This is a genomic window from Streptomyces sp. NPDC030165, assembly GCF_055573595.1.
The window spans coordinates 332,927-359,797 of the sequence record NZ_JBVIBD010000004.1 but is presented as its reverse complement, the minus strand read 5'-3'; the positions used below and the strand labels follow the sequence as shown (position 1 = coordinate 359,797).

The 26,871-nt window shown below is 72.6% G+C and carries 24 protein-coding genes; 9 read left to right on the top strand and 15 right to left on the bottom strand.

Annotation, left to right across the window (positions count from 1 at the left end):
* Positions 1-134 precede the first annotated feature (134 nt).
* The 7 genes from ACZ4Z1_RS10560 to ssd all read right to left on the bottom strand — a co-directional run bounded on the left by ACZ4Z1_RS10560 (position 135) and on the right by ssd (position 5,413).
* A complete protein-coding gene (locus ACZ4Z1_RS10560; protein ID WP_468486176.1) occupies positions 135-527 on the bottom strand; it encodes an Rv3654c family TadE-like protein in 393 nt (130 codons plus the stop codon).
* Positions 502-855, bottom strand: a complete 354-nt coding sequence (locus ACZ4Z1_RS10555; protein ID WP_468486175.1) for a TadE family type IV pilus minor pilin — start codon at positions 853-855, stop codon at positions 502-504. The genes ACZ4Z1_RS10560 and ACZ4Z1_RS10555 overlap by 26 nt, the downstream gene beginning before the upstream one ends.
* Positions 848-1,054 carry a DUF4244 domain-containing protein gene (locus ACZ4Z1_RS10550; RefSeq protein ID WP_468486174.1) on the bottom strand — a complete coding sequence of 69 codons (207 nt, stop codon included), beginning with the start codon at positions 1,052-1,054 and terminating at the stop codon, positions 848-850. Before ACZ4Z1_RS10550 ends, ACZ4Z1_RS10555 begins: the two co-directional genes overlap by 8 nt.
* Positions 1,055-1,119: 65 nt before the next feature.
* Positions 1,120-2,022 (bottom strand): type II secretion system F family protein, encoded by a 903-nt coding sequence (locus ACZ4Z1_RS10545; RefSeq protein WP_468486173.1) that lies wholly within the window; start codon positions 2,020-2,022, stop codon positions 1,120-1,122.
* Complete coding sequence (locus ACZ4Z1_RS10540; RefSeq protein WP_468486172.1) at positions 2,012-3,007, bottom strand: type II secretion system F family protein; 996 nt, start codon at positions 3,005-3,007, stop codon at positions 2,012-2,014. The genes ACZ4Z1_RS10545 and ACZ4Z1_RS10540 overlap by 11 nt, the downstream gene beginning before the upstream one ends.
* Entirely contained in the window at positions 3,004-4,161 is a 1,158-nt protein-coding gene (locus tag ACZ4Z1_RS10535; RefSeq protein ID WP_468486314.1) for a TadA family conjugal transfer-associated ATPase, read from the bottom strand. The genes ACZ4Z1_RS10540 and ACZ4Z1_RS10535 overlap by 4 nt, the downstream gene beginning before the upstream one ends.
* Positions 4,162-4,228: 67 nt before the next feature.
* On the bottom strand, positions 4,229-5,413 hold the full coding sequence (gene ssd, locus ACZ4Z1_RS10530; RefSeq protein WP_468486171.1) for a septum site-determining protein Ssd: 1,185 nt from the start codon (positions 5,411-5,413) through the stop codon (positions 4,229-4,231).
* A 437-nt stretch (positions 5,414-5,850) separates the two neighbouring features.
* Here ssd and ACZ4Z1_RS10525 point away from each other — a divergent pair, with 437 nt between their 5' ends.
* On the top strand, positions 5,851-6,735 hold the full coding sequence (locus ACZ4Z1_RS10525; protein ID WP_468486170.1) for an HAD family hydrolase: 885 nt from the start codon (positions 5,851-5,853) through the stop codon (positions 6,733-6,735).
* Positions 6,736-7,070: 335 nt separating this feature from the next.
* On the opposite strand, the gene ACZ4Z1_RS10520 is transcribed toward ACZ4Z1_RS10525, so the two are convergent.
* Entirely contained in the window at positions 7,071-7,892 is an 822-nt protein-coding gene (locus tag ACZ4Z1_RS10520) for a Fic family protein (RefSeq protein ID WP_468486169.1), read from the bottom strand.
* Positions 7,893-8,002: 110 nt separating this feature from the next.
* On the opposite strand from ACZ4Z1_RS10520, the gene ACZ4Z1_RS10515 reads away from it, so the two are divergent.
* The gene (locus ACZ4Z1_RS10515; protein WP_468486168.1) at positions 8,003-8,989 is read left to right on the top strand and encodes an ATP-binding protein; all 987 of its coding nucleotides are present in this window, start codon (positions 8,003-8,005) and stop codon (positions 8,987-8,989) included.
* Between the two features lie 49 nt (positions 8,990-9,038).
* Here the strand turns inward: ACZ4Z1_RS10515 and ACZ4Z1_RS10510 are convergent, their stop codons facing one another.
* Positions 9,039-10,328, bottom strand: coding sequence for a polysaccharide deacetylase family protein (locus ACZ4Z1_RS10510; protein WP_468486167.1), 1,290 nt, complete (start codon positions 10,326-10,328; stop codon positions 9,039-9,041).
* Positions 10,329-10,656: 328 nt separating this feature from the next.
* Between ACZ4Z1_RS10510 and ACZ4Z1_RS10505 the strand changes: the two genes are divergently transcribed.
* The 5 genes from ACZ4Z1_RS10505 to ACZ4Z1_RS10485 all read left to right on the top strand — a co-directional run bounded on the left by ACZ4Z1_RS10505 (position 10,657) and on the right by ACZ4Z1_RS10485 (position 18,305).
* Complete coding sequence (locus ACZ4Z1_RS10505; RefSeq protein ID WP_468486166.1) at positions 10,657-12,948, top strand: bifunctional SulP family inorganic anion transporter/carbonic anhydrase; 2,292 nt, start codon at positions 10,657-10,659, stop codon at positions 12,946-12,948.
* A 198-nt stretch (positions 12,949-13,146) separates the two neighbouring features.
* Entirely contained in the window at positions 13,147-15,111 is a 1,965-nt protein-coding gene (gene acs, locus ACZ4Z1_RS10500) for an acetate--CoA ligase (RefSeq protein ID WP_468486165.1), read from the top strand.
* A 414-nt stretch (positions 15,112-15,525) separates the two neighbouring features.
* Positions 15,526-16,878, top strand: a complete 1,353-nt coding sequence (gene nhaA / locus ACZ4Z1_RS10495) for a Na+/H+ antiporter NhaA (protein ID WP_468486313.1) — start codon at positions 15,526-15,528, stop codon at positions 16,876-16,878.
* Between the two features lie 45 nt (positions 16,879-16,923).
* Positions 16,924-17,382 (top strand): phage holin family protein, encoded by a 459-nt coding sequence (locus ACZ4Z1_RS10490; protein WP_468486164.1) that lies wholly within the window; start codon positions 16,924-16,926, stop codon positions 17,380-17,382.
* Complete coding sequence (locus tag ACZ4Z1_RS10485; RefSeq protein WP_468486163.1) at positions 17,379-18,305, top strand: alpha/beta fold hydrolase; 927 nt, start codon at positions 17,379-17,381, stop codon at positions 18,303-18,305. Before ACZ4Z1_RS10490 ends, ACZ4Z1_RS10485 begins: the two co-directional genes overlap by 4 nt.
* A gap of 484 nt (positions 18,306-18,789) precedes the next feature.
* Here ACZ4Z1_RS10485 and ACZ4Z1_RS10480 read toward each other — a convergent pair whose 3' ends face one another.
* The 3 genes from ACZ4Z1_RS10480 to nth all read right to left on the bottom strand — a co-directional run bounded on the left by ACZ4Z1_RS10480 (position 18,790) and on the right by nth (position 22,000).
* On the bottom strand, positions 18,790-19,989 hold the full coding sequence (locus ACZ4Z1_RS10480) for a MarP family serine protease (RefSeq protein WP_468486162.1): 1,200 nt from the start codon (positions 19,987-19,989) through the stop codon (positions 18,790-18,792).
* A gap of 13 nt (positions 19,990-20,002) precedes the next feature.
* The gene (locus tag ACZ4Z1_RS10475) at positions 20,003-20,707 is read right to left on the bottom strand and encodes an NUDIX hydrolase (protein WP_468486161.1); all 705 of its coding nucleotides are present in this window, start codon (positions 20,705-20,707) and stop codon (positions 20,003-20,005) included.
* Positions 20,708-20,905: 198 nt separating this feature from the next.
* Positions 20,906-22,000: an endonuclease III gene (gene nth / locus ACZ4Z1_RS10470; protein ID WP_468486160.1), complete on the bottom strand. Its 1,095-nt coding sequence runs from the start codon at positions 21,998-22,000 to the stop codon at positions 20,906-20,908.
* 227 nt (positions 22,001-22,227) lie between these two features.
* Here nth and ACZ4Z1_RS10465 point away from each other — a divergent pair, with 227 nt between their 5' ends.
* On the top strand, positions 22,228-22,902 hold the full coding sequence (locus ACZ4Z1_RS10465) for a Crp/Fnr family transcriptional regulator (protein WP_003981529.1): 675 nt from the start codon (positions 22,228-22,230) through the stop codon (positions 22,900-22,902).
* A gap of 91 nt (positions 22,903-22,993) precedes the next feature.
* Here ACZ4Z1_RS10465 and ACZ4Z1_RS10460 read toward each other — a convergent pair whose 3' ends face one another.
* Positions 22,994-24,163, bottom strand: coding sequence for an agmatine deiminase family protein (locus ACZ4Z1_RS10460; protein ID WP_468486159.1), 1,170 nt, complete (start codon positions 24,161-24,163; stop codon positions 22,994-22,996).
* Positions 24,164-24,316: 153 nt separating this feature from the next.
* Between ACZ4Z1_RS10460 and ACZ4Z1_RS10455 the strand changes: the two genes are divergently transcribed.
* A complete protein-coding gene (locus ACZ4Z1_RS10455) occupies positions 24,317-24,925 on the top strand; it encodes a TetR/AcrR family transcriptional regulator (protein WP_468486158.1) in 609 nt (202 codons plus the stop codon).
* A gap of 83 nt (positions 24,926-25,008) precedes the next feature.
* Here the strand turns inward: ACZ4Z1_RS10455 and ACZ4Z1_RS10450 are convergent, their stop codons facing one another.
* Together ACZ4Z1_RS10450 and ACZ4Z1_RS10445 are read right to left on the bottom strand one after the other, a co-directional pair.
* Entirely contained in the window at positions 25,009-25,839 is an 831-nt protein-coding gene (locus tag ACZ4Z1_RS10450) for an MBL fold metallo-hydrolase (protein WP_468486157.1), read from the bottom strand.
* Positions 25,836-26,795: an NUDIX hydrolase gene (locus tag ACZ4Z1_RS10445; RefSeq protein WP_468486156.1), complete on the bottom strand. Its 960-nt coding sequence runs from the start codon at positions 26,793-26,795 to the stop codon at positions 25,836-25,838. Before ACZ4Z1_RS10445 ends, ACZ4Z1_RS10450 begins: the two co-directional genes overlap by 4 nt.
* Between the last annotated feature and the right edge of the window lie 76 nt (positions 26,796-26,871).

The following is a 26,871-nucleotide window of genomic DNA, read 5'->3' as shown; positions in this document are numbered from 1 at the left end:
CACGCCTCCTGGCGGACCGCCTCGGTCTGCCCGAAGAGTCCGCACATCAAGATCAATGGATGATCCGGACGCTATCCGAGCCGGGGCGACGGGTGGTCGACCGTTCGGTCAAATCTGCCGCGCGGACCCGGCGGCTACTGCCGTGCGGAGCCGCGCCGTTCGGGTATCGGCTCCGCGCCCGGGCCCGGCACCGGCGGCCCCGCACGGGCCCGGATGTCCGAGGCGAACGGGCCGGTACGGGATCGGGCCGTGACGTCCGCGATGTCGCCCCGTACCGTGCAGCGCACCAGGTGCGCGTCCTGCGCGGCCGCCACCTCCTGGGCGGCACGGCAGGCGGCCGACGCACCCCGGAGTGCGGTGTCCGCCGCCGCCAGCGCCGCCAAGTCCGCTGCCGCGCCCGCACGGTGGCGTGCCACGACCACCTGGGCCATGGCGAGCACCACCGCGAACACCGTGCACACCGCCATCGCCGCGAACACCGCCCACACCGTGGCCGAGCCCTCATCGCCCCACCGTTTCCTCCGCAAGAGCCGTCGCCTCCCCTCGGAGCGTCAGCGTCAGCGGGCCGACGCCGGGCGAGGCCGCCTCGACCCGTACGCGCACCAGGTCGCCTCGCCTCTCCAGCGCCACCCGCGCGCCGTGCGGGGCCGCGCCGCGGGCCACCGCGCCGACGGTCGCGTCCGGTTCCGACCTGGCCGCCGCGCGGGCCCCGGCCCGGGCCGCGTCCACGCACTGGATCTGCGCGCAGGCGGCCATCAGCCCCCACAGGAGCAGCCCGGTGAACAGGACCAGCGCCGGGATCACCAGGGCCGCTTCCGCGGTCACGTACCCCCTTTCGCGGTCGTCGTCAGACATGGACGCCGAGGGCCTTCCCGATCACCGCGCGCAACGCCGCCTCCACCGCGCCGCCCGACAGCACCTTGTAGAGCACCGCCGCTGCCGCACACGCCGCGAGCGTCCCCAGCGCGTACTCCGCCGTGGTCATGCCCCGGTCGGCGACGGCCCTCCTCCGCACCGCCGCGACGCGTCGCTTCAGCCACTCTCGTGCGAACATCTCTTCCCCCTTGTGATCGTTTCCGTCGTCCGTGAGCCGGTGTGGCCCGGGTCGGTCGTGAGTCGTCATGAGTTCCGCATGAGTTGCGCGGCCAGGCCGATCAGGACCGGTATGACGCCGAGCGCCAGGAAGGCGGGCAGGAAGCACGCCGCCAGCGGCATCGTGACCAGCACCCCGGCGCGGCGGGCCCGTTCGGCCGACGAGCGGGACTGCTGCGCTCGCAGCTCCGCCGCGATCCGGGAGACGCCCTCCACGGCCGGGACCCCCGATATGCCCGCCCGTTCCATGCACCGGGCGAGTTTTTGGGCACCGGGGAGCGCGCCGAACCGCTGCCATGTCGTCGCAGGGTCGCCGCCCAGCCGGAGTTCCGCGGCCACGCGCCGCAGTTGCTCGCCGATGGTTCCGCCGAGCGACCGCCCGACCGCCTCGGCGGACTCCCGTGGCCCGGCTCCCGCTGCCAGGCAGGCGGCCAGCAGGTCCGCGGCCGGTGCCAGCGCCGCTCGCAGCTCGGCCTCGGCCGTCTGCCGCGCGGCCCGTGTCTTCGTACGCCGCTGCCACCGCCCGACTCCGTACGCCACGGCGAGCCCCAGTACGCCACCGGTCACTCCGCCGACGAGAACGACCACGAAGCCCGCGATCACAACGGCCCCGGCCCACTCCCGGACCGCCCCAGTCCACCGCCGCTCCCGGACCGCCCCAGCCGACCGCCGTTCTCGATTCCGGCCCCGGCGCTGGGTCGAGTTCCGGTCCTTGTCGCGCTTCAGCCCCGGTACCGGGCACCGGTCCGCGCCGTCGACGCGCCGTGCGTTCTCGGCCAGGACCACCCGCGCCCGTCGCCGGACGGCCCGTACGCCGCGTGCTTTCCTGGCCGCAGTCAGGGCGCACACCGCGGCGGTCAGCGCGAGAAAGACAATCCCCAGGGTGTGGACAACTTCTCGGACGGCCTCCGGCGCGGCGTCAGCGGACATGATCGCCCCCCTCGGCAGCCGTGATGATCCGCGCCGTCCAGGCGATACCGCACCACTCCAGGAGGCCGCCGACCAGCAGGCACGCCCACCCGGCAGGGGTGTGCAGCAGCACCCGGAGCGGGTCGGCGCCGAGGGCGCTGCCCATCGCGAGCCCTCCGGCAGGGAGGAGGGCGAGCATCAAGGCCGTAGCTCTCGGGCCCGCCAACTGGGCGCGTAGGTCGTCCTGTTGGTCACGCAGCGCCCGCAGGGCCGTCGCGATCCGTTCCAGCCCGGCGGCCAGCCCCGCACCGCCATCGACGGCGACCTGCCAGCACGCCGCCGCTCCGGCCAGCCCTTCCGCGCCCGGCAGCCGCGCCGCCGCCCGGAAGGCCGCCGGTACGTCCCCGCCGAACCGGGCCGCCGCCACGACCGCCGCGCCCTCCTCGCCGAAACCCGTGGCCCCGACTGCCGTCAGGGCCTGCCCGGGCTGCCGTCCGGCCCGCAACTCCCCCGCCACCGCCTCGCACAGCTCGATGACCGCCACGTCCCGGAGCTCCCGCTCGCGCACCCGCTCGCGGGCCCGAAGCCATCGCCGTACCAGGACCGACGCCACCACGGCGGCGATCACGGGCACCACCGATCCGCCCATGACACCGAGGACGACACCGGCCGGCAGGCACCACAATTCCTGTGGGGCCCGTGGAACCCGTGGGAATGAGGCAGGCCCGTCCTTTCCGTCTCCACTCCACCGGGAGGCCCGGTACGCCGCCCACGTGGCCCAATGCGCCACCCGCCGCAGCACCCGTCGAAGCCCGAACCCGCTCTCACCGGCGGCCGTCACCCGTTCCCGGGTCTCCGGCCCAGCCCGCTCCCCGTCCACGAACAGCAGGCGTGCCCGCCGTACGTCGCCGCTCCGCCCACCGGACAGCCAGACCGCCAGTCCCGCGCACAGCACGGCCGCACACACCGGCCCCACGGCCACCGCCGTCTCACCGACGCCACTCATCCCGCACCCCTCCCCCGCTCGCACAACCCCGTCAACCGCTGCCAGCCCGCCGCCTCTTGGAAGCCGCCCGGTGCCCACACCGCCGCCGGTACGGTCACCACGAAGCCGTCCCGGTCCCGCTCCAGCACGTCCACCCGGGCGAGCCGTCGCCGACCGCCCCTGTCCCGTACGAGGTGCAGCACCACCGACAGCGCGGCCGCCACCTGGCTGTGCAGTGCCGCCCGGTCGAGCCCGGCCGTCGAACCGAGGGCCTCCAGGCGCGCCGGGACGTCGCTGGGGGCGTTCGCGTGGACCGTTCCCGAGCCGCCCTCATGGCCTGTGTTCAGAGCCGCCAGCAGGTCCGTGACCTCGGCGCCGCGCACCTCGCCGACCACCAGCCGGTCGGGCCGCATCCGCAGCGCCTGGCGCACCAGGTCCCGCAGGGTGACGCGGCCGATGCCCTCCTGGTTCGCGGGCCGGGTCTCCAGCCGTACGACGTGGGGGTGATCCGGGCGCAGTTCCGCGGAGTCCTCGGCCAGTACGAGCCGTTCGGCCGGTCCTGCCAGGCCCAGCAGCGAGCTGAGCAGCGTGGTCTTCCCCGAGCCCGTCCCGCCGCTGATCAGGAAGGAGAGCCGGGCGTCCAGCACGGCCCGCAGCAGCCGGTCGCCGTCCGGCGGCACCGTCCCCGCCGCGACCAGTTCGGCCAGGGTGAAGGCGCGGGGGCGCAGGACACGCAGCGACAGGCAGGTGCCCTCGACCGCCACCGGGGGCAGTACGGCGTGCAGGCGGGTCCCGTCGGGCAGCCGGGCGTCCACCCAGGGATGGGCGTCGTCCAGCCGTCGCCCGGCCACCGATGCCAGCCGCTGGGCGAGCCGGCGCACCGCGGCCTCGTCGGTGAAGCGCACCGGCGTGCGCTCCAGGCCGCCGCCGCGGTCCACCCACACCTCGTCCGGCGCGGTGACCAGGACGTCGGTCACCTCCGGCTCGGCGACGAGCGGTTCGAGAGGGCCGCAGCCGACCAGCTCCGACCGCAGGGCGGACACGACACCCAGCACCTCCGCGTCGCCGAGCAGGCGGCCCTCGGCGCGCAGCGCCATCGCGACCCGCGCGGGTGTCGGCTCCGCGCCCGCCTCCGCCAGCCGCCCTCGCACCGCTTCCAGCAGGCCGGCGCCGATGTGCGTCCCGGCACCGCCACGGGCCGGCCGGCCGCCGGACAGCCGCAGGTCGTCCGCCCCCGAATTCTCAGGCCTCACGCCGACCGCCCCCCGCACCCTCACCGATCCGTACTCGCGGCCCGCCGCCCTCCGGCTCCGCCGTCCCCGGTAGCACCCGCTCCCAGAAGGCCGTGCCGAAGTGCCGCAGCGGGCCTCGGGCGTTCGCTCCCGGGGGCGCGCCGCGGGCCAGCTCCCCCTGGAGTCCTGGCTCCCAGTCCAGCTCGCCGGCCAGCGGAAGATCGAGCAGCCGGGCGGTCTCTTCGGGCGCCAGCTCCGCCGCGCGGCCGGTACCCGTACCGGGGCCGGCGCGCGTCACCACGCGTACGTCCGGCAGGACCGTCCGGACGAGTGCCGCCATGCGCCGGGACGCCGCGACCGCCCGTAGTGCGGTGGGGACGACCAGCAGCCCGACATCGATCTGCGCCAGGGCTTCCACGACCGCTTCGTCCAGCCGGCGCGGCAGGTCCACCACCACGGCGCCGCCCCGCCTGCGGGCCGCTGCCATCACCGCGCGCATCGCCTGCGGCGGGATCGCCACCGTGTCGCCCCGGTCCCAGCTCAGTACGCGTAAGGAGTGCAGCCGCGGCAGCGCTTCCTCCAGCGCGCGACCGCCCACCCGGCCGCGCGACTCGGCGAAGGCGGGCCAGCGCAGCCCTTCCTCCTTCTCGCCGCCCAGCAGTACGTCGAGGCCGCCGCCCAGCGGGTCCGCGTCGACCAGGATGGTGCGGCGGCCCGCGCGGGCCGCCGTCAGGGCCAGGGCGCAGGCGAGGGTGCTCGCGCCGGCGCCACCGCTGCCGCCGATCAGCCCCACCGTCACGGCCGCCGGCCCGACGCCCTCCACCGCGTCGGCGATCCGGTCCACGAGCCAGCTCTCGCCGCCGGGGAGCACCAGCACCCGTTCCGCCCCGACCGTGACGGCCAACCGCCACAGCTGCCGGTCGTCGGCGCCCCGGGCGACGAGCACCACTCCGTCCCTGCGGCCCGCCCCGCACAGCCGGGGCGCGCAGTCGGCGCCGACGATCACCAGGGGCGCCGAGGCCCAGCCCGGGCTGCGGCCCCGGGCGACGCCGTGTGCCACTTCGGGCGTTGCGCCGGCCGCGGCGCACAGTCTCAGGATGTCGTCGAGGAGGTCTTCGTCCTCGGTGACGACCAGCGGTCCGCCGCGCCCTTCGGCGGGCCCGGGCGGTTGATCGGGAGTCTTACGTCCGGCCACGTTCCGTTCCCCTATCGCTACACAACTCACACATCCGCGAACTCGCGGAGTTTCACCGTGCAGCGATCCGGAAAATTCTGTGGATCTTGGTTCAAAACTGTGGACAACTCAATGGCTGTGAATATCCCAGTCACCTATACCGGCGACCTTGAAGGCTCCCTTAGAGCAGCGCTGCGGCTACCCTGCGTGATGTGTAGCGGGTGTCAGCAAGCTCGGGCCGAGCGACGAAGGTGGAAGCGGTCGATCCGCCTCGGACGGGCAAAAACGCGTCCGGACATGCGACGACCCCCGCCGGGGGGGAGAGCGGGGGTCGTCCCCACGGCCGACTCGGGGGGGGAGGAGTCGGACCGGGTTAGCACGGTCGCGAACGATCCGTGACTTCCATGGTGTACCCGAGAGCCTTCTCAGGCAAACCCACGCGCCACACCTTACGCCGAATGGTGGGCGCCTATGCTCGCCCCGTGGAAAACCACTCCGTGCCCCACTCGGCGACTCACTCGACCCCCCGCACAGCCGCGTTCTTCGACCTGGACAAGACAGTCATTGCTAAGTCGAGCACGCTGACCTTCAGCAAGTCGTTCTACCAAGGCGGCCTGATCAATCGCCGGGCCGTTCTGCGCACCGCCTACGCCCAGTTCGTCTTCCTCGCCGGCGGCGCCGACCACGACCAGATGGAGCGGATGCGCGCCTACCTGTCGGCGCTCTGCCGCGGCTGGGACGTGGCCCAGGTCCGGGAGATCATCGCGGAAACCCTCCACGAGCTGATCGACCCGCTCATCTACGACGAGGCCGCCTCACTCATCGAGGAGCACCACACCGCGGGCCGCGACGTCGTGATCGTCTCCACCTCGGGCGCCGAGGTGGTCGAGCCGATCGGCAAGCTGCTCGGCGCCGACCGCGTGGTGGCCACCCGCATGGTCGTCGGCGAGGACGGCCGCTTCACGGGTGAGGTGGAGTACTACGCCTACGGTCCGACCAAGGCGCAGGCGGTCCGGGACCTCGCCGCCTCCGAGGGGTACGACCTGGCGCGCTGCTACGCGTACAGCGATTCGGCGACCGACGTTCCGATGCTGGAGTCGGTCGGCCACCCGTACGCCGTCAATCCGGACCGCGCACTGCGCCGGGAGGCCGCGAGCCGGGGCTGGCCGGTCCTGTCCTTCACCCGGCCGGTCCAGCTCAAGCAGCGGCTGCCGTCGCTGGGCATGCCGTCGCGTCCGGTGCTCGCCACGGTGGCCGCCGTGGGCGCGGCCGCCGCGACCGCGGGCCTCGTCTGGTACGCGAGCCGACGGCGCCCGGCTTTTGCCCGTATCACCCGAGTTTGAAGGGAAAAGTAAAGAACTGTGGTGAGGGGTTCCGCTTCCCCCGCGGCAGGAGTACAAAGGACGTAACGGCCCGCGAGACCGAGGACCTCCGAGAGGAAGACCTTCTACGCAGCAAGGCCCCACGGACCGAAGCACGAAAACCGGGCACCCACGCGACGCCGACCCGTCGATTACGGGCCAGCCGTACCAGGTGACGGACCAAGTCTCCGACCTGATCGGCACATACGGAGCGCGCTTGGTAACCCGGTGGACGTGCCAGCGGCGGTACCGGAACGACTGGGTACCGCCGCAACCCTTTGCCCGGGCGCACTAGAGGGCCCCTTGGGGAGCCCCCGTCACGCCGCCCCGCGCTGCATCGCCTCGCACACCGCCGTGCTCTCCCGCGCGCCCAGCTCCGCCGCCCGGCCGCAGTGCGCGATCCACGCCGCCACGCCCTCCGGGGTGCCGGACACATAGCCCTCCAGCGCCGCCACGTACGCGGCCCGGTCCTGTTCCGCGTGGCCGACCTCCGCCGGGCAGACCGACTTCGGGTCCAGCCCGCTGCCCACCAGCACGATGCGTTCGGCGGCCCGCGCGACCAGCCCGTTGTACGAGCCGAAGGGGCGCAGCGCCAACAGCTCACCGTGCACCACGGCCGCGACCACCAGAGCCGGCGCCTCACTGCCCGCCAGCAGCAGCCGCGCCAGCCCGTCCAGCCGCCCGGCGACCTCGTCGGCGTCCGGCAGCGGCAGCTCCACCAGGGGCTCGTCGACCGGTTCACCCGCCAGCCGCGGCCGCCCGACCGACTCCTGCCGCGCGTCGCCGCTCGCCGCCACCAGGTGCAGCCGCGCCAGCACCCGCAGCGGCGACTGCCGCCACACGCTGAGCAGTTGCCCGGCCTCCGCGGTCAGCCGCAGCGCCGCACCGACCGTCCGCGGTTCGCCCTCGACGCCGAAGTCGGAGCGCCGCCGCACCTCCTCCAGCGCCCAGTCGGCACCGGCCAGCGCGGCGGAGGCACGCGCTCCGCGCAGCGCCGCCTCGGAGGTGACCTCGTTGCTGCGCCGCCGCATGATCCGGTGCCCGTAGACCCGGTCCACGCTCTTGCGCACGGAGTCCACGGAGTCGGCGACCCCCGGAAGGGAGGCCAGGGTCGCGAGCGGATCGGCTGTCGTACTCATGGGTACGACCCTACGCACCCCGGAAGCCGCAAGGCCGAACCGCTCGAAGGAGTGGTCTTCTTCACCCGAACCTCTCACCCCGGGCAACTTGACGATTACGCTTCGTGACCATGAAGATCGCGTTCGTGGGCAAGGGCGGCAGTGGGAAGACCACGCTGTCCTCCCTGTTCATCCGCCACCTCGCCGCCGCCCGCGTCCCCGTGATCGCGGTGGACGCCGACATCAACCAGCATCTGGCCGGCGCCCTCGGCATGGACGAGACGGAGGCCGCCGCGCTGCCCGCGCTCGGCGCCCGGCTGCCGCTGGTCAAGGACTACCTGCGCGGCACCAACCCGCGTATCGCCTCCGCCGAGACAATGATCAAGACGACGCCGCCCGGTGAGGGCTCCCGGCTGCTGCGGATCGCCGAGGACAACCCGGTGTACGCGGCGTGTGCCCGGTCCGTGCTCCTGGAGGGCGAGCCGGTGCGCCTGCTGGCGACCGGCCCCTTCGCCGAGTCCGACCTGGGGGTGGCCTGTTACCACTCCAAGGTCGGCGCGGTCGAGCTGTGCCTGAACCACCTCGTGGACGGCCGCGAGGAGTACGTCGTCGTCGACATGACGGCCGGCTCGGACTCCTTCGCCTCCGGGATGTTCACCCGTTTCGACCTGACCTTCCTGGTCGCCGAGCCCACCCGTAAGGGCGTCGCGGTCTACCGCCAGTACCGCGACTACGCACGGGACTACGGCATCGCCCTCAAGGTCGTCGGCAACAAGGTCCAGGGCCCGGACGACATCGCCTTCCTGGCCGACGAGGTGGGCGAGGACTTGCTGTTGACGGTGGAGGACTCGGCGTGGGTGCGGGCCATGGAGAAGGGCCGGCCGCGCCGCTTCGACCTGCTGGAGGCCGACAACCGGCAGGCCCTGAAGGAGCTGCACGCCGCCGCTGACGACACGTACGAGCGGCGCGACTGGGAGCGTTACACCCGCCAGATGGTGCACTTCCACCTGAAGAACGCGGAGAGCTGGGCGAACGCGAAGACGGGCGCCGACCTGGCGGCCCAGGTCGACCCCGCCTTCGTTCTCGCCGAGCCTGCCGGGGCCCCGCAGCCCGCCTGAAGTCCCCGCAGGAGAACCGAGGCGGTACGGGCCGGAAACAGTACGGTCCCTACTCCCCGCCCCGCCGTACCGGTTCGGCCGGGCCTGCCGAACCGGCGGGTTTCTCCGGCGCGCCGGGCTTCGTCGACTGGGACGTCAAATAGCTCCCCCAGCCGCCCTTCGGGGCGCCGCCCACGGGCAGCGCGCGCAGCTTCTCCAGCACCTTCGGGTCCTGTGCGTCGAGCCAGTCGGCCAGTTGCTTGAAGGTCACGCAGCGCACGCCCTGGCGGGGACAGATGGTCTTGATCGCGTCCTCGACGGCGCGCATGTACGTACCGCCGTTCCAGGACTCGAAGTGGTTGCCGACGACGAGTGGCGCCCGGTTGCCCTTCTCGGCCCGCTCGAACGCGGCGACCAGGCCGTCCCGCATCTGCTTGCCCCAGGTGGCGTGCATCGCCGGGTCGCCCCGGGTCGTACCGGACTGGTTGGCCAGGAAGTTGTAGTCCATCGAGAGCGTCTCGAAGGCGCGGCCGGGGACGGGGATCTGCTGGAGGGGGAAGTCCCAGATGCCGTCGATCTGCCGGGGCCACAGCTGGCGGCCGCCGACGGAGCTGGAGTCGTAGCGGAAGCCCATCGCCTTGGCGGCCGGGATCAGGTTGCGCTGCCCTTCGAGGCAGGGGGCGCGGCCGCCGACCAGTTCCTTGCTGTAGTCGAACGGCAGCGGCTTCTCGGTCTTCAGTCCGGTGTGCGTCTTCCAGGACTTGACGAACGCCTCGGCCTGCCGGATCTCGCTCTGCCACTCCTCCGGCGACCAGGTGCCCACGCCGCCGTTGGCGCCGCAGAAGTGGCCGTTGAAGTGCGTACCGATCTCGTTGCCGTCCATCCAGGCGCCGCGGATCTGCTCCACGGTGGCCCGTACGCCCTTGACGTCGTTGAAGCCGATGTCGGAGGCGCCGGGGCTGTGCTTGGGCGGGTGGTAGGCCTCCTTCTTGCTGCCGGGGAGCAGGTAGACGCCGCTGAGGAAGTACGTCATACGGGCGTTGTACTTCTTGCCGACCGCGCGGAAGTGCGAGAACAGCTTCTGGCTGTCCTCGCCGGCGCCGTCCCAGGAGAAGACCACGAACTGCGGCGGCCGCTCACCGGGTCGGAGGCGCTCGGCCTTCGGCTGCATCGGCTGCGCGCCGGTGTACGCGGTCGAGCCGTCACCGATGAGTTTGACCTGCTGGGCGGTGCGCTGTGGCGCGGCCTGGCCCGCCTGGGCGCCGCCCGGCCCGCCCCCGTGTCCCCCGGCGCAGCCGGCGGCCGCCGCCAGCGCCATCGTCGTGACCATTCCGGCCGTGACCCTTGCTGCGGCTGCCATCAGCCACCTCACTCCCTGAGCTGCGAACTGCGAAACGGAAACATCAAAAAAACTGATTAACCGTTTTGAAGAGCGCATAAGCCATGGAATGGGCCGTAAGGGACAAGCGACGCGACGTTGCGGTCACTCGAAAGACGGAACGATAGACCCGAATGCCTGAAAAGGCTTCTCTGTGCCTTTACATGTCATTACGCTTCATTTACCGATGCTTGAGAGTCACCGGACCGTCACTAACCGTGACACCAGCCGGCCGGCTCGCGTCCCGCCGCAGTACACCGCCGCCCACGATCGCGCCCCGCGCGACCGCGCCGCCCCGGAGGAGACGGGAATGTCGCAGCTACAGAAGCCGCCAGCACCATCCGGTGCACCGAACACCCGCCGTACGCAGCCCCCGCGGACCGCCGACCGGACCGCGGCTCGGCTCGGCGACCTGTCCGCCTCGCTCGTCGTGTTCCTGATCGCCGTACCGCTCTCGCTCGGCCTCGCCCTGGCCACCGGCGCGCCCCTCCAGGCGGGCCTGGTCGCCGCGGCCGTCGGCGGCATCGTGGCCGGGCTGCTCGGCGGCGCGCCCCTCCAGGTCAGCGGCGCGGCGACGAGCCTGCTCGTGGTCACGGCCGAGCTGGTGCAGCGGTACGGCTGGCGGGCCACCTGCGCCGTCACGGTCCTCGCCGGGCTGGCCCAACTGGCCCTCGGTGCCGTACGGGTCGCCAGGGGCGCGCTCGCCATCAGCCCCGCGATCGTGCACGCCATGCTCGCGGGCATCGGCGTCACGATCGCCCTCGGGCAGCTGCACGTGGTGCTCGGCGGCAGCCCCGACAGCTCGGCGGTCGACAACATCGCCGCGCTGCCGGGCCAGTTGGCGCACCCGCACGTCGCCGCGCTGCTCATCGGCGCCGTCACGGTCGGGGTGCTCGCCGGATGGCAGCGGCTGCCCGGGCGGGCCGGACGGGCGCTGCGCACGGTCCCGGCGCCGCTGGCCGCCGTGGCCGCCGCGACGGCCGTGAGTGCGGCGGCGCCGGTGCCGCGCGTCGCGCTGCCCGACTGGTCCCTGCAGGCGCTGCCCGCCCTCCCGGACGGGCCGGTCCTGGGCATCGTCGCGGCCGTCCTCACCGTCACCCTCGTCGCCAGCATGGAGTCGCTGCTGTCGGCGGTCGCGGTCGACCGCCTCGCCACCGACCGCGCCGTGACCACGCCCCGTACGGACCTCGACCGCGAGCTGGCGGGCCAGGGCGTCGCCAACGTGCTGTCCGGGCTGCTCGGCGGGCTCCCGGTGGCCGGCGGCGCGATGCGCGGCTCGGCGAACGTACGGGCGGGCGCGGTCAGTCGCCGCGCCACCGTGCTGCACGGCGTCTGGGTGGTGCTCTGCGCCGGCCTGCTGGCCACGGCCCTGGAGCGGATCCCGCTGGCCGCGCTCGCCGCGCTGGTGATGGTCATGGGCGTACGGATGGTGAGCTTCGCGCACATCAAGCACGTGCAGCGGCACCGGGAGTTCCCGGTGTACGCGGTCACCCTGGGCGGTGTGGTGCTCTTCGGTGTCCTCCAGGGTGTGGCCCTGGGCATCGGGGTGACGGTCTTCCTGTCGCTGCGGCGGCTGACCCACACCCGGGTCACGGTCAGCGCCGAGGAGGGCCGCCACCGGGTCTGCGTCAATGGGCAGTTGACGTTCCTCGCGGTACCGAGGCTGACCCGGGCCCTCGCCCAGGTGCCCGCCGGGGCGGACACCGTCGTCGAACTGGGAGGCTCGTTCATGGACCATGCCGCGTACGAGGCCCTGCGGGCCTGGTCCGACGGGCATCGCGCGGGCGGCGGCTGGGTGACCCTGGGTGGCCGCGCCGGAAGCCCGATCGCGGAGCCCGCGAGCGCCCACCACTGCCGCCCGTGGACACCGTGGCGCAACCACCACTGCACCCGCCCGCCCCAGGAAGCCGCGCCGCAGTCCAGCGGCAGTCAACTGCTCGGCGGCGTCAGCGCGTTCCAGCGCAACACGGCTCCGCTGGTACGGGAGGAGCTGGCGCGGCTGGCCCACGAAGGCCAGCGGCCCACCCAGCTCTTCCTGACGTGCGCCGACTCCCGCCTGGTCACCAGCATGATCACCTCCAGCGGCCCGGGGGACCTGTTCACCGTACGCAACGTCGGCAACCTGATGCCGCCGCCCGGCACGGACGCCGCGTGCGACTCGGTGGGCGCGGCCATCGAGTACGCGGTCGAGGTGCTGGAGGTCGGTTCGCTGACCGTCTGCGGGCATTCGGGGTGCGGGGCGATGCAGGCGCTGCTCGGCACCGACCACGAGCCGGGCGCGCAGACCCCGCTCGCGCGCTGGCTGCGGCACGGCCGTCCGAGCCTGGCCCGGATGCAGCGGATCGGCCGGCTGGGGCGGGGCGAAGTCGCGCTGGACGGACGCCCGGTGACCGACGACGTGGAACGGCTCGCGCTGGTCAACGTCGTCCAGCAGCTCGACCACTTGATGTCGTACCCATGCGTCGCCCGGCGTGTCGCCGAGGGCGCGCTCACCCTGCACGGGATGTACTTCCACGTGGCCGAGGCCCAGGCGTACGTCCTCGACCGGGCCACCGGCACGTTCTGCGCGGTACGGCCCCGGGCGGCGGCGGTGACGGCGTGACCGGACGGTGTCGGGCGTCAGTCCACACCGTCCGCCTCACCCCTTGCGGTGCTCTGCTGCCCCACCCGTAAACGGCACTTGACCTGCGGACAGTAAAGGTCTACACCAATTTTTGTCCACAGGCCTTGTCAGGCCGGGCGGTGGGCTGATGAGCTATGGCCGGGAGAGACATCGCACGCCCCGGGAATGGGAGATGACGTGAGCAACGAAAGCCTGGCCAACCTTCTGAAGGAGGAGCGGCGGTTCGCGCCGCCCGCCGAACTGGCCGCGAACGCCAACGTCACCGCCGAGGCGTACGACCGGGCCGCGGCGGACCGGCTGGGTTTCTGGGCCACCCAGGCCAAGCGCCTGACGTGGGCGACCGAACCCACCGAGACGCTCGACTGGTCCAACCCGCCGTTCGCCAAGTGGTTCGCCGACGGCAAGCTCAACGTCGCGTACAACTGCGTGGACCGCCACGTGGAGAACGGGCTCGGCGACCGCGTCGCCATCCACTTCGAGGGCGAGCCCGGCGACACCCGCTCGATCACCTACGCCGAGCTGCAGCGCGAGGTCTCCCAGGCCGCCAACGCGCTGACCGAGCTGGGCGTCACGGCCGGCGACCGGGTCGCGATCTACCTGCCGATGATTCCCGAGGCCGTCATCTCCATGCTGGCCTGCGCCCGCCTGGGCGCGCCGCACTCGGTCGTCTTCGGCGGCTTCTCCGCCGACGCGCTGGCGACCCGTATCAACGACGCCGACGCCCGCGTGGTGATCACCGCCGACGGGGGCTACCGCCGCGGCAAGCCCTCCGCCCTCAAGCCCGCCGTCGACGAGGCGCTGACCAGGCCCGGTACGGAGAACGTGCGCAGCGTCCTGGTCGTACGCCGTACGGGCCAGGAGGACGTGGCCTGGACCGAGGGCCGCGACGTGTGGTGGCACGACATCGTCGGGCGGCAGAGCGGGACACACACTCCCGAGGCGTTCGACGCCGAGCACCCGCTGTTCATCCTCTACACCTCCGGCACCACCGGTAAGCCCAAGGGCATCCTGCACACCACCGGCGGCTACCTCACCCAGGTGGCGTACACCCACCACGCCGTCTTCGACCTCAAGCCGGAGTCCGACGTCTACTGGTGCACCGCCGACGTCGGCTGGGTGACCGGCCACTCGTACATCACCTACGGACCGCTGGCCAACGGCGCGACCGAGGTGCTCTACGAGGGCACGCCCGACACCCCGCACCAGGGCCGCTGGTGGGAGATCGTGCAGAAGTACGGCGTCACGATCCTCTACACCGCGCCGACCGCGATCCGCGCCTGCATGAAGTGGGGCGACGACATCCCCGCGAAGTACGACCTGTCCTCGCTGCGGATCCTCGGTTCGGTGGGCGAGCCCATCAACCCGGAGGCGTGGATGTGGTACCGCAAGCACATCGGCGCCGACAGTGCCCCGATCGTCGACACCTGGTGGCAGACGGAGACCGGCGGCATGATGCTCAGCCCGCTGCCCGGCGTCACGGAGACCAAGCCCGGTTCGGCGCAGCGCCCGCTGCCCGGCATCGCGGCCACCGTCGTGGACGACGAGGCCCGCGAGGTGCCGGACGGAGGCGGTGGCTACCTGGTCCTGACCGAGCCGTGGCCGTCCATGCTCCGGACGATCTGGGGCGACGACCAGCGTTACCTGGACACCTACTGGTCGCGCTTCGAGGACCGGTACTTCGCCGGCGACGGCGCGAAGAAGGACCAGGACGGCGACATCTGGCTGCTCGGCCGGGTGGACGACGTGATGCTGGTGTCCGGCCACAACATCTCCACCACCGAGGTCGAGTCCGCGCTGGTCTCGCACCCGAAGGTCGCCGAGGCCGCCGTCGTCGGCGCGACCGACCCGCAGACGACCCAGTCGATCTGCGCCTTCGTCATCCTGCGCGGCACCGCGGCGGAGGACGAGGGACTGGTGGAGGAGTTGCGGGCGCACGTCGCCAAGCAGCTCGGCCCGATCGCCAAGCCGAAGCGCATCCTGCCGGTGGCCGAGCTGCCGAAGACCCGCTCCGGCAAGATCATGCGCCGGCTGCTGCGCGATGTCGCCGAGAACCGCGACCTGGGCGACGTCTCGACGCTGACGGACTCCGGCGTCATGGACCTGATCCAGGCGAAGCTGCCCGGCGCGGCGAGCGAGGACTGACCGAAGGAGGGACCTCACCCGAGATCCCGACGTTTCACCAGGACCCACCGCGCGCTCCGGGAGAGCGCGCCCGGTGGCCGGGCATCGGCGCGCGCTCGTACGTATGTGCTGATGACTGACCGCCACCCCGAGGGGCACCCGTCCGCAGGCCGGCCGGGTGCCCCTCACCTGTTCCGGGCGCCCCGACACCCGCCGCCGAGCGGCCGATCACACCAAATGCCCGTAAGGTGAAGCTCGCCGGATTTATCCCCGCGTGGCCCGGGTACAGTAGGGATCGCGTCAAGAACGCGACAAATACCAAAGGTGCGCCGGGAAGTCTGGTCGGCAACTGCAACAGCCGTATCCAGCTGCCGAAACACCGGAGGTCCTCGCGTGAGCGCGCCCCACAACCGCCGATCCATATTCCTCGGGCGGATGTCCCTGCCCGAGCGGAACTTCATCGCGGACGCGCTGCGCGCCGAGACCGTGGGCGGCGTCCTGCTGCTCATCGCCGCCGTCGTGGCCCTGGTCTGGGCCAATACCCTGGGTTCCAGTTACGAGTCGGTACGGGGCTTCCACCTCGGCATCGGGTCGATCGGCCTGGACCTGTCCCTGCAGCACTGGGCCGCCGACGGCCTGCTCGCCGTCTTCTTCTTCGTCGCCGGCATCGAGCTCAAACGCGAACTGGTCGCCGGTGACCTGCGCGAACCCAAGAAGGCCGTCCTCCCGGTGGTCGCCGCGCTGTGCGGCATGGCGATGCCCGCCCTCGTCTACTTCCTGGTCAACACCGCGGGCGGCGGCTCGACGGCTGGCTGGGCGGTGCCGACCGCCACCGACATCGCCTTCGCGCTGGCCGTACTCGCCGTCATCGGCACCTCCCTGCCGTCCGCGCTGCGCGCCTTCCTGCTCACCCTCGCCGTCGTCGACGACCTCTTCGCGATCCTGATCATCGCGGTCTTCTTCACCTCGCAGCTCAACTTCCTGGCGCTCGGCTTCGCCGTCGTCGGCCTCGCCGCCTTCTACCTGCTGCTGCGCAAGGGTGTACGCGGCTGGTACATCTACGTACCGCTCGCCCTGGTCATCTGGGGCCTGATGTACAACAGCGGCGTACACGCCACGATCGCGGGCGTCGCCATGGGCCTGATGCTGCGCTGCCACCGCCGCGACGGCGAGCAGCAGTCCCCCGGCGAGCACATCGAGCACCTGGTGCGGCCCGTCTCGGCCGGCCTCGCGGTGCCGCTGTTCGCGCTCTTCTCGGCGGGGGTCTCGGTCTCCGGGAGCGCGCTGCACGACGTGTTCACCAAGCCGGAGACGCTCGGCGTCGTCCTCGGCCTGGTCGTCGGCAAGGCGGTGGGCATCTTCGGCGGTACGTGGTGCGCGGCCCGCTTCACCAAGGCGGAGCTGAACCCCGACCTGAAGTGGCCGGACGTCTTCGCCGTCGCCTCACTCGCCGGCATCGGTTTCACGGTCTCGCTGCTCATCGGCGAGCTGGCCTTCACCGACGACCCGCTGCTGACCGACGAGATCAAGGCGGCCGTCCTGACGGGCTCGCTGATCGCCGCGGTGTTGTCCGGGATCCTGCTGAAGATGCGTAACGCCAAGTACCGGAAGCTGTGCGAGGACGAGGACCGCGACGAGGACCAGGACGGCATCCCGGACGTGTACGAACTGGGCAACCCGGAGTACCACCTGCGGATGGCGAAACTCCTGGAGGCGAAGGCCGCGGAACACCGCCGCCTTGCCGAAGTGGCCTCCGGCGCAAACGCCGGGGACGATGGTCCGGCATGATCTGAGAGGCTTTAGCATCCGGGAGAAGACAAGAGGGAGACGGCGATGAGCACAGCCGACGACGGCGCGGACCGCAGCCTCGGGCAGCTGGTGGCCACGGCCACCGCCGAGATGTCCGCACTGGTGCACGACGAAATCGCACTGGCCAAGGCCGAGCTGCGGCAGGACGCCAAGCGGGCCGGCATCGGCAGCGCCGCGTTCCTCGTGGCCGGCGCGCTGGCGCTGTTCGCGCTGCCGGTCCTGAGCTTCGCCGCCGCCTACGGCATCCACAACCTCGGCCTCGGCCTCGCCTGGTCCTTCCTGATCGTCGGCGGCGCCTTCCTGGTCGTCGCCCTGCTGCTGGTCCTGATGGCGGTCAGCAAGCTCAAGAAGATCAAGAAGCCGGAGAAGACCATCAGTTCGGCCAAGGAGACGGCCGCCGTACTGCAGAACGTCAAGCCGCATCCGCGCGCGGTTCCCGAGGACCACCCGGTCCTGGAGTCTGTGACACGCTCCTCCGTATGACGGCTCCCGACAGTTCCGACGCGGTCGTACGTCCCGACGGGCCCTGGATCCACCGGGACGTGGCGGCCAACGGCGCGCGTTTCCACATCACCGAGATGGGTGACGGCCCGCTGGTGCTGTTGCTGCACGGCTTCCCGCAGTTCTGGTGGGCCTGGCGCCACCAGCTCCCGGCGCTCGCCGGAGCGGGTTTCCGTGCGGTGGCGATGGACCTGCGGGGCGTGGGCGGCAGCGACCGCACGCCCCGCGGTTACGATCCGGCCAACCTGGCGCTGGACATCACCGGGGTCGTACGGTCCCTCGGCGAGCCGGACGCCGCGCTCGTCGGCCATGATCTCGGCGGCTACCTGGCGTGGACCGCCGCGGTGATGCGGCCGAAGCTGGTACGGCGGCTGGCGGTGTCCTCGATGCCGCATCCGCGGCGCTGGCGCGCGGCCATGCTGGCCGACTTCAAGCAGACCCGGCAGAGCTCCTACGTCTGGAACTTCCAGCGGCCGTGGCTGCCCGAACGCCGGCTGATGGCGGACGACGCCGCCCTGGTGGGGCGGCTGATCCGGGACTGGTCCGGGCCGCGGCTGCCCGAGGACGAGGATGTCGAGGTCTACCGGCGCGCGATGAGCATCCCCTCGACCGCGCACTGCGCGATCGAGCCGTACCGCTGGATGGTGCGGTCGATGGCCCGGCCGGACGGCATCCAGTTCAACCGGCGCATGAAGTGGCCCGTACGGGTGCCGACGCTGCATCTGCACGGCTCGCTCGACCCCGTGATGCGCACCCGCAGCGCGGCCGGCTCCGGCGAGTACGTGGAGGCCCCGTACCGCTGGCGGCTCTTCGACGGTCTCGGGCACTTCCCGCACGAGGAGGACCCGGTGGCGTTCTCCGCCGAGCTGATCAACTGGCTGCGGGACCCGGAACCGGACCGGTAGTCCGGTGGCCCCGCACGGGCATCGCCCCCGCCGCGTACGGAGCCCCCGGGCGGGTTCTTGAAACCCCGCAGGGGCGTGACCCGGGCGCCGGGCGGCACGACACGCCGACCGGATCCGAACGCACGTATGACGAACAGCCAATTGCCGCCCGCATAGGCCAATTGACGGGCCGCCGGGCGGTTACGGAGCCCGGGGCACGGGCAGAGTCGTGGGTATGGGCTGGACGCACGACTACCGTGACGTGGCACGCAACCGCCGCAGCAACGCCGCTGCAGTGGGCACTCAGGAGAGGGGTTCCTCGGACCGTGTGTCCGGTGAGAGCCCCGGCCTCGCCCACCCGCTGGGCATTCCGCACATCCTGCGCCGTCGTGCGCGCTGGATGACCGCGCGCCTGAAGCATCCACGGACCTGACACCCGCCGGAGCCCCGGGCCCGGGCGGCGGCGTCCGCCTCCCCGCCCGGGTCCGTCCGGCCCGGCGTCGCCTCACATCGCGCAACCCTGACTGTCGACCGGCCGCTCGGCCGTACGCCCCTTGGTGATGTCCTCGCGGATCTCGTCGGCGGTCAGCGCGTAACCGGTGTGGGTGTCGTCCAGGGACTTGGCGAAGACCACTCCGTACACCTCGCCGCTCGGCGTGAGCAGCGGGCCGCCGGAGTTGCCCTGCCGGACCGTGGCGTACAGGGAGTACACATCGCGGTTGACCGTGCCGCGGTGGTAGATGTCCGGGCCCTTGGCCGGGATACGGCTGCGGATACGGGCCGCGCGGACGTCATAGCCGCCGTTCTCCGGGAAGCCGGCGACGATGGCACCCTTGCCGGTGCTCGCGTCGTCCTGCGCGAAACGCAGCGCGGGCGCGGGCAGCGACGGCACGTCGAGCACCGCGATGTCACGCTCCCAGTCGTACAGGACGACCTTCGCGTCGTACGTACGCCCCTCGCCGCCTATCTGGACGGTCGGCTCCTTGACGCCGCCCACCACGTGCGCGTTGGTCATGACCCGGTGCGGCGCGAAGACGAAACCACTGCCTTCGAGGACCTTGCCGCAGCTCGGGGCCGTACCGACGACCTTGACGATGCTCTTGCGCGCCTGGGCCGCGACCGGGCTGTTCGCCAGCTTGGGGTCGGGCGCCGGCACCGAGTGGATCGGCTCGTTCGAGAACGGCGTGAAGACCTGCGGGAAGCCGTTCTGCGCGAGCACCGAGGAGAAGTCCTGGAACCAGGTGTTCGCCTGCTCCGGCATCACCTGGGAGACGCCGAGCAGCACCTTGGAGTTGCGGACCTCCTTGCCCAGCGTCGGCAGCGACGTACGGGCCAGCGCGGAGCCGATCAGCCAGGCGACCAGCAGCATCGCCAGGACGTTGACCAGCGCGCCGCCGGTGGCGTCCAGGGCGCGCGCGGGTGACCAGGTGATGTAGCGCCGCAGCTTGTTGCCCAAATGGGTGGTCAGCGCCTGCCCCACGGACGCGCACACGACCACGACGGCGACCGCGGCGATCACCGCGAAGGTGCCCGGGGTGGCGTCGTCGGTGATCTCGTTCCAGATCACGGGCAGCAGGTAGACCGCGACCAGGCCGCCCCCGAGGAAGCCGATCACGGACAGGATGCCGACGACGAAGCCTTGGCGGTAGCCGACGACGGCGAACCACACGGCCGCGGCCAGCAACACGATGTCCAGCACGTTCACGCCCGCCACCGTCTCACGCGCGCCGGTCGAGCGGGACCTGCTTGGCGCGGTCCCACGGCAGCTCCCACCCCGCGTAGTGCAGGATCCGGTCAATCACCCCGGCGGTGAAACCCCAGACCAGGGCGGACTCGACGAGGAAGGCGGGGCCCACATGGCCGCTGGGGTGGCGGGCGGTGACCCGGTGCGCGGGGTCCGTGAGATCCGCCACGGGAACCGTGAAGACGCGGGCGGTCTCCGCCTCGTCCACCGGCCCCACCGGACTCGGCTCCCGCCACCAGCCCAGGACGGGCGTGACGACGAAGCCGCTCACGGGGATGTACAGCCGCGGCAGCACGCCGAAGACCTGTACACCCGACGGGTCCAGCCCGGTCTCCTCCCACGCCTCGCGCAGCGCGGCGCGCACCGGCCCCTCCCCCTCCGGGTCGCCGTCCTCGGGGTCGAGGGCGCCTCCGGGGAACGAGGGCTGGCCGGCGTGCGAGCGCAGGGTGCCCGCACGCTCCATGAGCAGCAGCTCCGGGCCGCGGTCGCCGTGCCCGAAGAGGACCAGTACGGCGGACTGCCGACCGCCGCTCTCGGGCGGCAGGAAGCGGCTGAGCTGGTGGGGCTCGATCGTGGCGGCGGCGCGGGAGACCGGCGTCAGCCACTCCGGCAGGCCGTCGGTGCGGACGGCCGCCTCGTACGCCGCCGTCTTCCCGTACTGCTCCCGTGCGCTCGTCATACGCGCCCCCTCAGGCCCTTGGATCGATGGGATCGATGGTCGTGCGGCCGTGGCCGGTCCTATTCGGGCTGAGTCCGTTCACGACCGGTTCGGTTCCCCTCCGGGGTGTGACGGTTTCGTCCCGGGCGGCACGGCCGGGGCGGAACGGACCCCGGAGAACCGCGGCCGGGCCCGGCCGCGCCGGGCGCACTACGCCGCTCAACGGCCCGCCAGCGGCGGCGCGGGCTGCCCCGGATAGTCGGCAGGGGGCCGCAGCCGCTGGCCCGGCTGACCGCCCATCTCGTACTTGAGCAGCTTCTTCGCCTTCTCCGGGTCCATTTCCCCCTCGCCGTACGAAGGGCAGTCGTGCGCGATGGGGCAGGCGCCGCAGGCGGGCTTGCGGGAGTGGCAGACCCGGCGGCCGTGGAAGACGACGCGGTGCGAGAGCATCGTCCACTCGCTCTTGGGGAAGATCTCGGCGATCTCCGCCTCGACCTTCTCCGGGTCCTGCTGCTCGGTCCAGCGGAAGCGCCGCACCAGCCGCCCGAAGTGGGTGTCGACCGTGATGCCCGGTACGCCGAAGGCGTTGCCCAGAACCACGTTGGCGGTCTTGCGGCCGACGCCCGGCAGCGTCACCAGGTCCTCCAGGCGGCCGGGCACCTCACCGTCGAAACGGTCCCGCAGCGCCGTCGAGAGGCCCAGCAGCGACTTCGCCTTGGCCCTGAAGAACCCCGTCGGCCGGATCAGCTCCTCCAGCCGCTCCGGCTCGGCGGCGGCCATGTCCTCCGGGGTGGGGTAGGCGGCGAACAGGGCCGGGGTGGTCTGGTTGACCCGCAGGTCGGTGGTCTGCGCGGACAGCACCGTGGCGACGAGCAGCTCGAAGGAGTTGCGGAAGTCCAGCTCGGGGTGGGCGTACGGATACACCTCGGCCAGCTCGCGGTTCATCCGCCGGGCCCGGCGGACCATGGCGGTACGGGACTCGGGCTTGGCGGCGGGGACGGGCTTGGGGGCGTTGGCCTTGGAGGTGGCGGCCTTGGCGGAGGCTGCCTTCTCGGCCGTGGTCTTCTCGGCCGTGGTCTTGGCGGCGGTCTTCTTCGCCGCGACGGCCTGCTTCGCCGTGGCCTTCTTCGCAACAGCCTTCTTGGCGACCGCCTGCTTCGCCGGGGCCGTCTTCGCGGCAGAGGTGCCGGCTGCGTCGGTGGCGGCGGACTTCTTCCGCGTCGCAGCCTTACGTCCCTTTTCCCAGGATTTCACCGCCTTCGCGGCTTCGGCGGGCGCCTGTTCGCCCACAGCGGAATCACGGCCCGCGCTCACTCGCTCAGCCCCCTTGTCCTGTGCTCTCACCGGCGTATTGGACACTCGGCCAGACTAAGGCCACCCACTGACATCCCGTCCGATCGCCGGTGCCCGTGGGTCCAATCGGCCCCCTGCCGTATGGCTTGCGCCACGGGTCCGGCATCCTTGTGATTGATCGCACTGTTTTGCATTCCGGCATGATGGGGACCAAGGTCCCTTTGAGCATGTCGACAAGGAGAGATCTCGTGGACGACGTTCTGCGGCGCGCACCGCTCTTCGCGGCGCTCGATGACGAGCAGGCGGCCGAGCTGCGCGCCTCGATGGGAGAGGTCACGCTCGCCCGCGGCGACGCCCTGTTCCACGAAGGGGACCCGGGCGACCGCCTGTACGTGGTCACCGAGGGCAAGGTGAAGCTGCACCGCACCTCCCCGGACGGGCGGGAGAACATGCTCGCCGTCCTCGGCCCCGGCGAGCTGATCGGCGAGCTCTCCCTCTTCGACCCGGGCCCGCGTACCGCCACCGCCACCGCGCTCACCGAGGTCAAGCTGCTGGGCCTGGGCCACGGTGACCTCCAGCCCTGGCTGAACGCCCGCCCGGAGGTTGCCACGGCGCTGCTGCGCGCCGTCGCGCGCCGGCTGCGCAAGACCAACGACCAGATGTCCGACCTGGTCTTCTCCGACGTTCCGGGCCGGGTCGCCCGGGCGCTCCTGGACCTGTCGCGCCGCTTCGGCGTGCAGTCCGAGGAGGGCATCCACGTCGTGCACGACCTCACGCAGGAGGAGCTGGCCCAGCTCGTCGGCGCCTCGCGCGAGACGGTCAACAAGGCCCTCGCGGACTTCGCGGGCCGCGGCTGGCTGCGCCTGGAGGCGCGCGCGGTGATCCTGCTGGACGTGGAGCGGCTGGCGAAGCGTTCCCGCTGACGCGCACCGGCTGCACAGCACAAAGCAGCACCGAAAGGGTCCTTCTCCTGCGGGAGCGGGACCCTTTCGCGTGAAACCGGGCGGACAGGCCCTACGGCACCCTCGGCAGCTGCTGCGTGGCGCAGTGGATGCCGCCCCCGCCCTCGCCGACCGCGTCGATCGGAATCTGCCGGATGTCGCGGCCCGGATGCAGGTCGCGCAGCACCCCCGCGGCCCGGTCGTCGGCCCGGCGGTCGCCGAAGCGCGGCAGGACCACCACATCGTTCGCCACGTAGTAGTTCAGGTACGAGGACAGGAATTCCGGCCCCCGGTCGCCGATCGCGTACGGGTCGGGCTCCGCGATCTCGACGGCCTCCAGACGCCTGCCGCGGGCGTCGCGGGCCTTCGCGAGGACGCCGCGGGCCTGCTCGTACACCCGCGTCCAGACGTCCGGACCGTCCCCCGTCCAGGGGCGGTTCAGGGCGACGACGCCCGGCTCCACGAAGCGCGCGACGGTGTCGACATGGCAGTCGGTGATGTCCGCGCCGCGCACGCCCGCGATCCAGATCACCCGGGTCACGCCGAGGAGGCGGCGCAGCTCCCGCTCGATCTCCGCCCGCGTCCTGCCGGGGTTGCGGTTGGGGTTGACCAGGGAACTCTCGGTGGCGAGCAGCGTTCCCTCGCCGTCGACCTCCACGGAGCCGCCCTCGGCGACGATCCCGGCGTCGATACGGGTGATCCCCTCGTGGTCCAGCAGCCTGCGGGCCACCTCGGCGTCGTGCGGGTGGCGCTGCTTGCCGCCCCACCCGTTGAAGTGGAGGTCGACGCCCGCGCGGCCGGGCCCCGGTGACGCATCCGGCCGGGTGACGAAGACCGGGCCGGTGTCGCGCATCCACAGGTCGTCGACCGGGAGCGGCACGATCTCCACCGCCATACCGCACGCCCGGCGGGCCCGTGCCTGCTCCTTTGGGCCGGCCAGCAGCACGACCGGCTCGTACTCGGCGAGGGTGCGCGCCAGCCGCGCGATGTCGCGCTGCACGGCGGGGGCCTGGTCTTTCCAGAGCGAGTCGGCCGGTGGCCAGGCGAGGTACGTAGCGGCATGGGGCCGCCACTCGGCGGGCATCCGCGCGGGGACGGACGCGGCGGCCGGTGCGGTGGGCCCTGTGGGCACGGAGGGCCGGGGTGTCCACGCGGCGTACGCGAGTCCCGTACCCGCCAGCGCTCCCAGGCCGCCGAGCCCGAGCAGCCTGCGGCGTGACGGAAGACGTCGTGGTCGGTTCATGACGGCTGTTCTCCTTTCCGGGCCGCCCGTCGGTGCCGGACCACCCCGGTTTCCTGACTGAAATTTCAGTCAGAGACCGTGCCGAACGTAGCACCGCAGAGAACCGATGGCGACCGGTTACCGCCCAGCGGGCACCGAGTACGGTGGGTGACTGTGTCCGAACGCCGACAGCAGATCCTTGAAGCCGCGACCCGCACCATCGCGCGAAGCGGCGTACGCGGCCTGCGGGTGGAAGAGATCGCGGCCGCGGCCGGCGTCTCCACCGGACTGATCTACTACCATTTCGGCGGCCGCGCCGAACTGCTCCGCCGCACCCTGGACTTCATCGGCGAACGCGCCGAGCGCTGCACCGCGCCGGGCCCGGAGACCGTCCGCACGGGCGGCCCGCGCGCCCAGCTGGAGGAGATGCTGCTGCGCGAACTCCAGGACACCCCGGAGCTGGTGGAGAACAGCACCGCGTGGGGCGAGTTCCAGTCCAGCGCCATCTTCGACGCCGGGCTGCGGGAGCAGCTGCGCGAGGCGACCCGGCAGTGGACGGACGACGTCGCCGACCTCGTACGGGAGGCGCAGGCCGCCGGCACGGCCGACCGGAACGCCCCGGTGGCCGACACCGCCGAACGGCTGACCGCGCTCGTCGAAGGGCTCAGCACCCGCTGGCTCAGCGGCTCGGTCCCCCTGGAGCGCGCCCGCGAGCTGCTGCGCGGCGGCATCGAGCGCGAGCTGGGCCCGGCGGCGGACCCTGACGGCCCAGCGGACGCCTGAGCGGCCGCGACAGGCGCCGAGGGCCCGGCCGGACGACCACGGCCGCCGCCCGCCGCTCCCTCGGGTCGGCCCGTGTCCCCGCGTCAGATCAGCCCATGCTCCCCGAGGTAGTCCAGCTGCGCCCGTACGGACAGCTCGGCCGCCGGCCACAGGGTGCGGTCCACGTCCGCGTACACGCTCGCGACGACCTCCGAGGCCGTGCGGTGCCCAGCCTCGACCGCCGTCTCGACCTGGGCCAGCCGGTTGGCGCGGTGCGCGAGATAGAACTCGATCGCGCCCTGCGCGTCGTTCAGTACGGGCCCATGGCCCGGGAGGACGGTTGTGACGCCGTCGTCGACGGTCAGGGACCGCAGCCGCCGCAGCGAGTCGAGGTAGTCGCCCAGGCGGCCGTCCGGGTGCGCGACGACGGTGGTCCCGCGGCCCAGGATCGTGTCGCCGGTCAGCACGGCGGCGTCGGCCGGGAGGTGGAAGGAGAGCGAGTCTGCGGTGTGGCCGGGGGTCGGTACGACCCGCAGCTCCAGCCCGCCGGTGGTGATCACGTCCCCGGCCGCCAGCCCCTCGTCGCCCAGGCGCAGCGCCGGGTCCAGGGCCCGTACCGGGGAACCCGTCAGCTCGGCGAACCGCTCCGCGCCCTCGGAGTGGTCCGGGTGACCGTGTGTCAGCAGCGTGAGGCCGACCCGCTTCCCGGCCCGCTCGGCCGCGTCCACGACCGCCTTGAGGTGAGTCTCGTCCAGCGGCCCCGGGTCGATGACGACCGCGACGTCGGCGTCCGGCTCGGCGACGATCCAGGTGTTGGTGCCGTCCAGGGTCATCGAGGACGGGTTCGGGGCGAGCACGCACCGGGCGCGGTCGGTGGCGGGTCCGGCGATGTCCCCTCCGCGGGGCTGGCCGGGCAGGGCGGCTGCGTACGTCATGCGGGGGACTCTCCCGTGGTCGTGGGCGGGACGGGCGCGGCACCCCGGGGCGCGGCACCCCGGGGCGCGGGCCCCGCGGCGGGGGCGATGTGCTTGGTGAACTCCTCGTGCCCCGGCCAGCTCAGGACGATCTCCCCGTCCTTCAGCTCGGCCTGCGCGAGGACCGGCGTCAGGTCCCGGCCGCCGGCCGCCGCTAGGGCCTCGGCGGCCGTCCTGTACGCCTCCAGGCCGCGCAGCGTCGAGATCGTGGGCGGCATCATCAGCAGCTCGCCGCGGTCGTAGCCGGCGGCGGCCTCGGCGGGACGGATCCACACCGTGCGGTCGGCCTCCGTGGAAACGTTTCTGGTGCGCTGGCCCTCGGGCAGCGCGGCCACGAAGAACCAGGTGTCGTAGCGGCGGGGCTCGAATTCCGGGGTGATCCAGCGGGCCCACGCCCCCAGGAGGTCACTGCGCAGAACCAGGCCACGGCGGTCCAGGAAGTCCGCGAAGGACAGTTCGTGGGCGACCAGCGCCGCGCGGTCCGCCTCCCAGTCGTCACCGGTGGTGTCGGCGACCACGGTTCCGGCGGAGGTCCCGGCGAGCAGCACGCCCGCCTCCTCGAAGGTCTCCCGGACGGCCGCACAGACCACGGCCTGCGCCGCGGCCTCCGCCTCCTCGCCCGCTCCGCACCCGAGCCGGGCGGCCCACTCGGCGCGCGAGGGCCCGGCCCAGGCCACCGGCCGCTCGTCGCGCGGGTCGACGGCCCCGCCCGGGTAGGCGTAGGCGCCGCCGGCGAAGGCCATGGAGGTGCGTCTGCGCAGCATGTGGACGGCGGGGCCGCCCGCGTCGGTGTCCCGCAGCAGCAGGACGGTCGCGGCCCGGCGGGGCGCCGCCGGGGTCAGCTCGCCGTGCGCGAGGGCCCGGATGCGGGCCGGCCATTCCGGCGGGTACCACTGGCCATTGGGGGTCGACGACATGGCCGGATGCTATGCGGTTGCGCGTGGATGTTCGAGAGGGCACCTCTTCAGCCGCTGCCCCGGGAGGGCCGGGCGC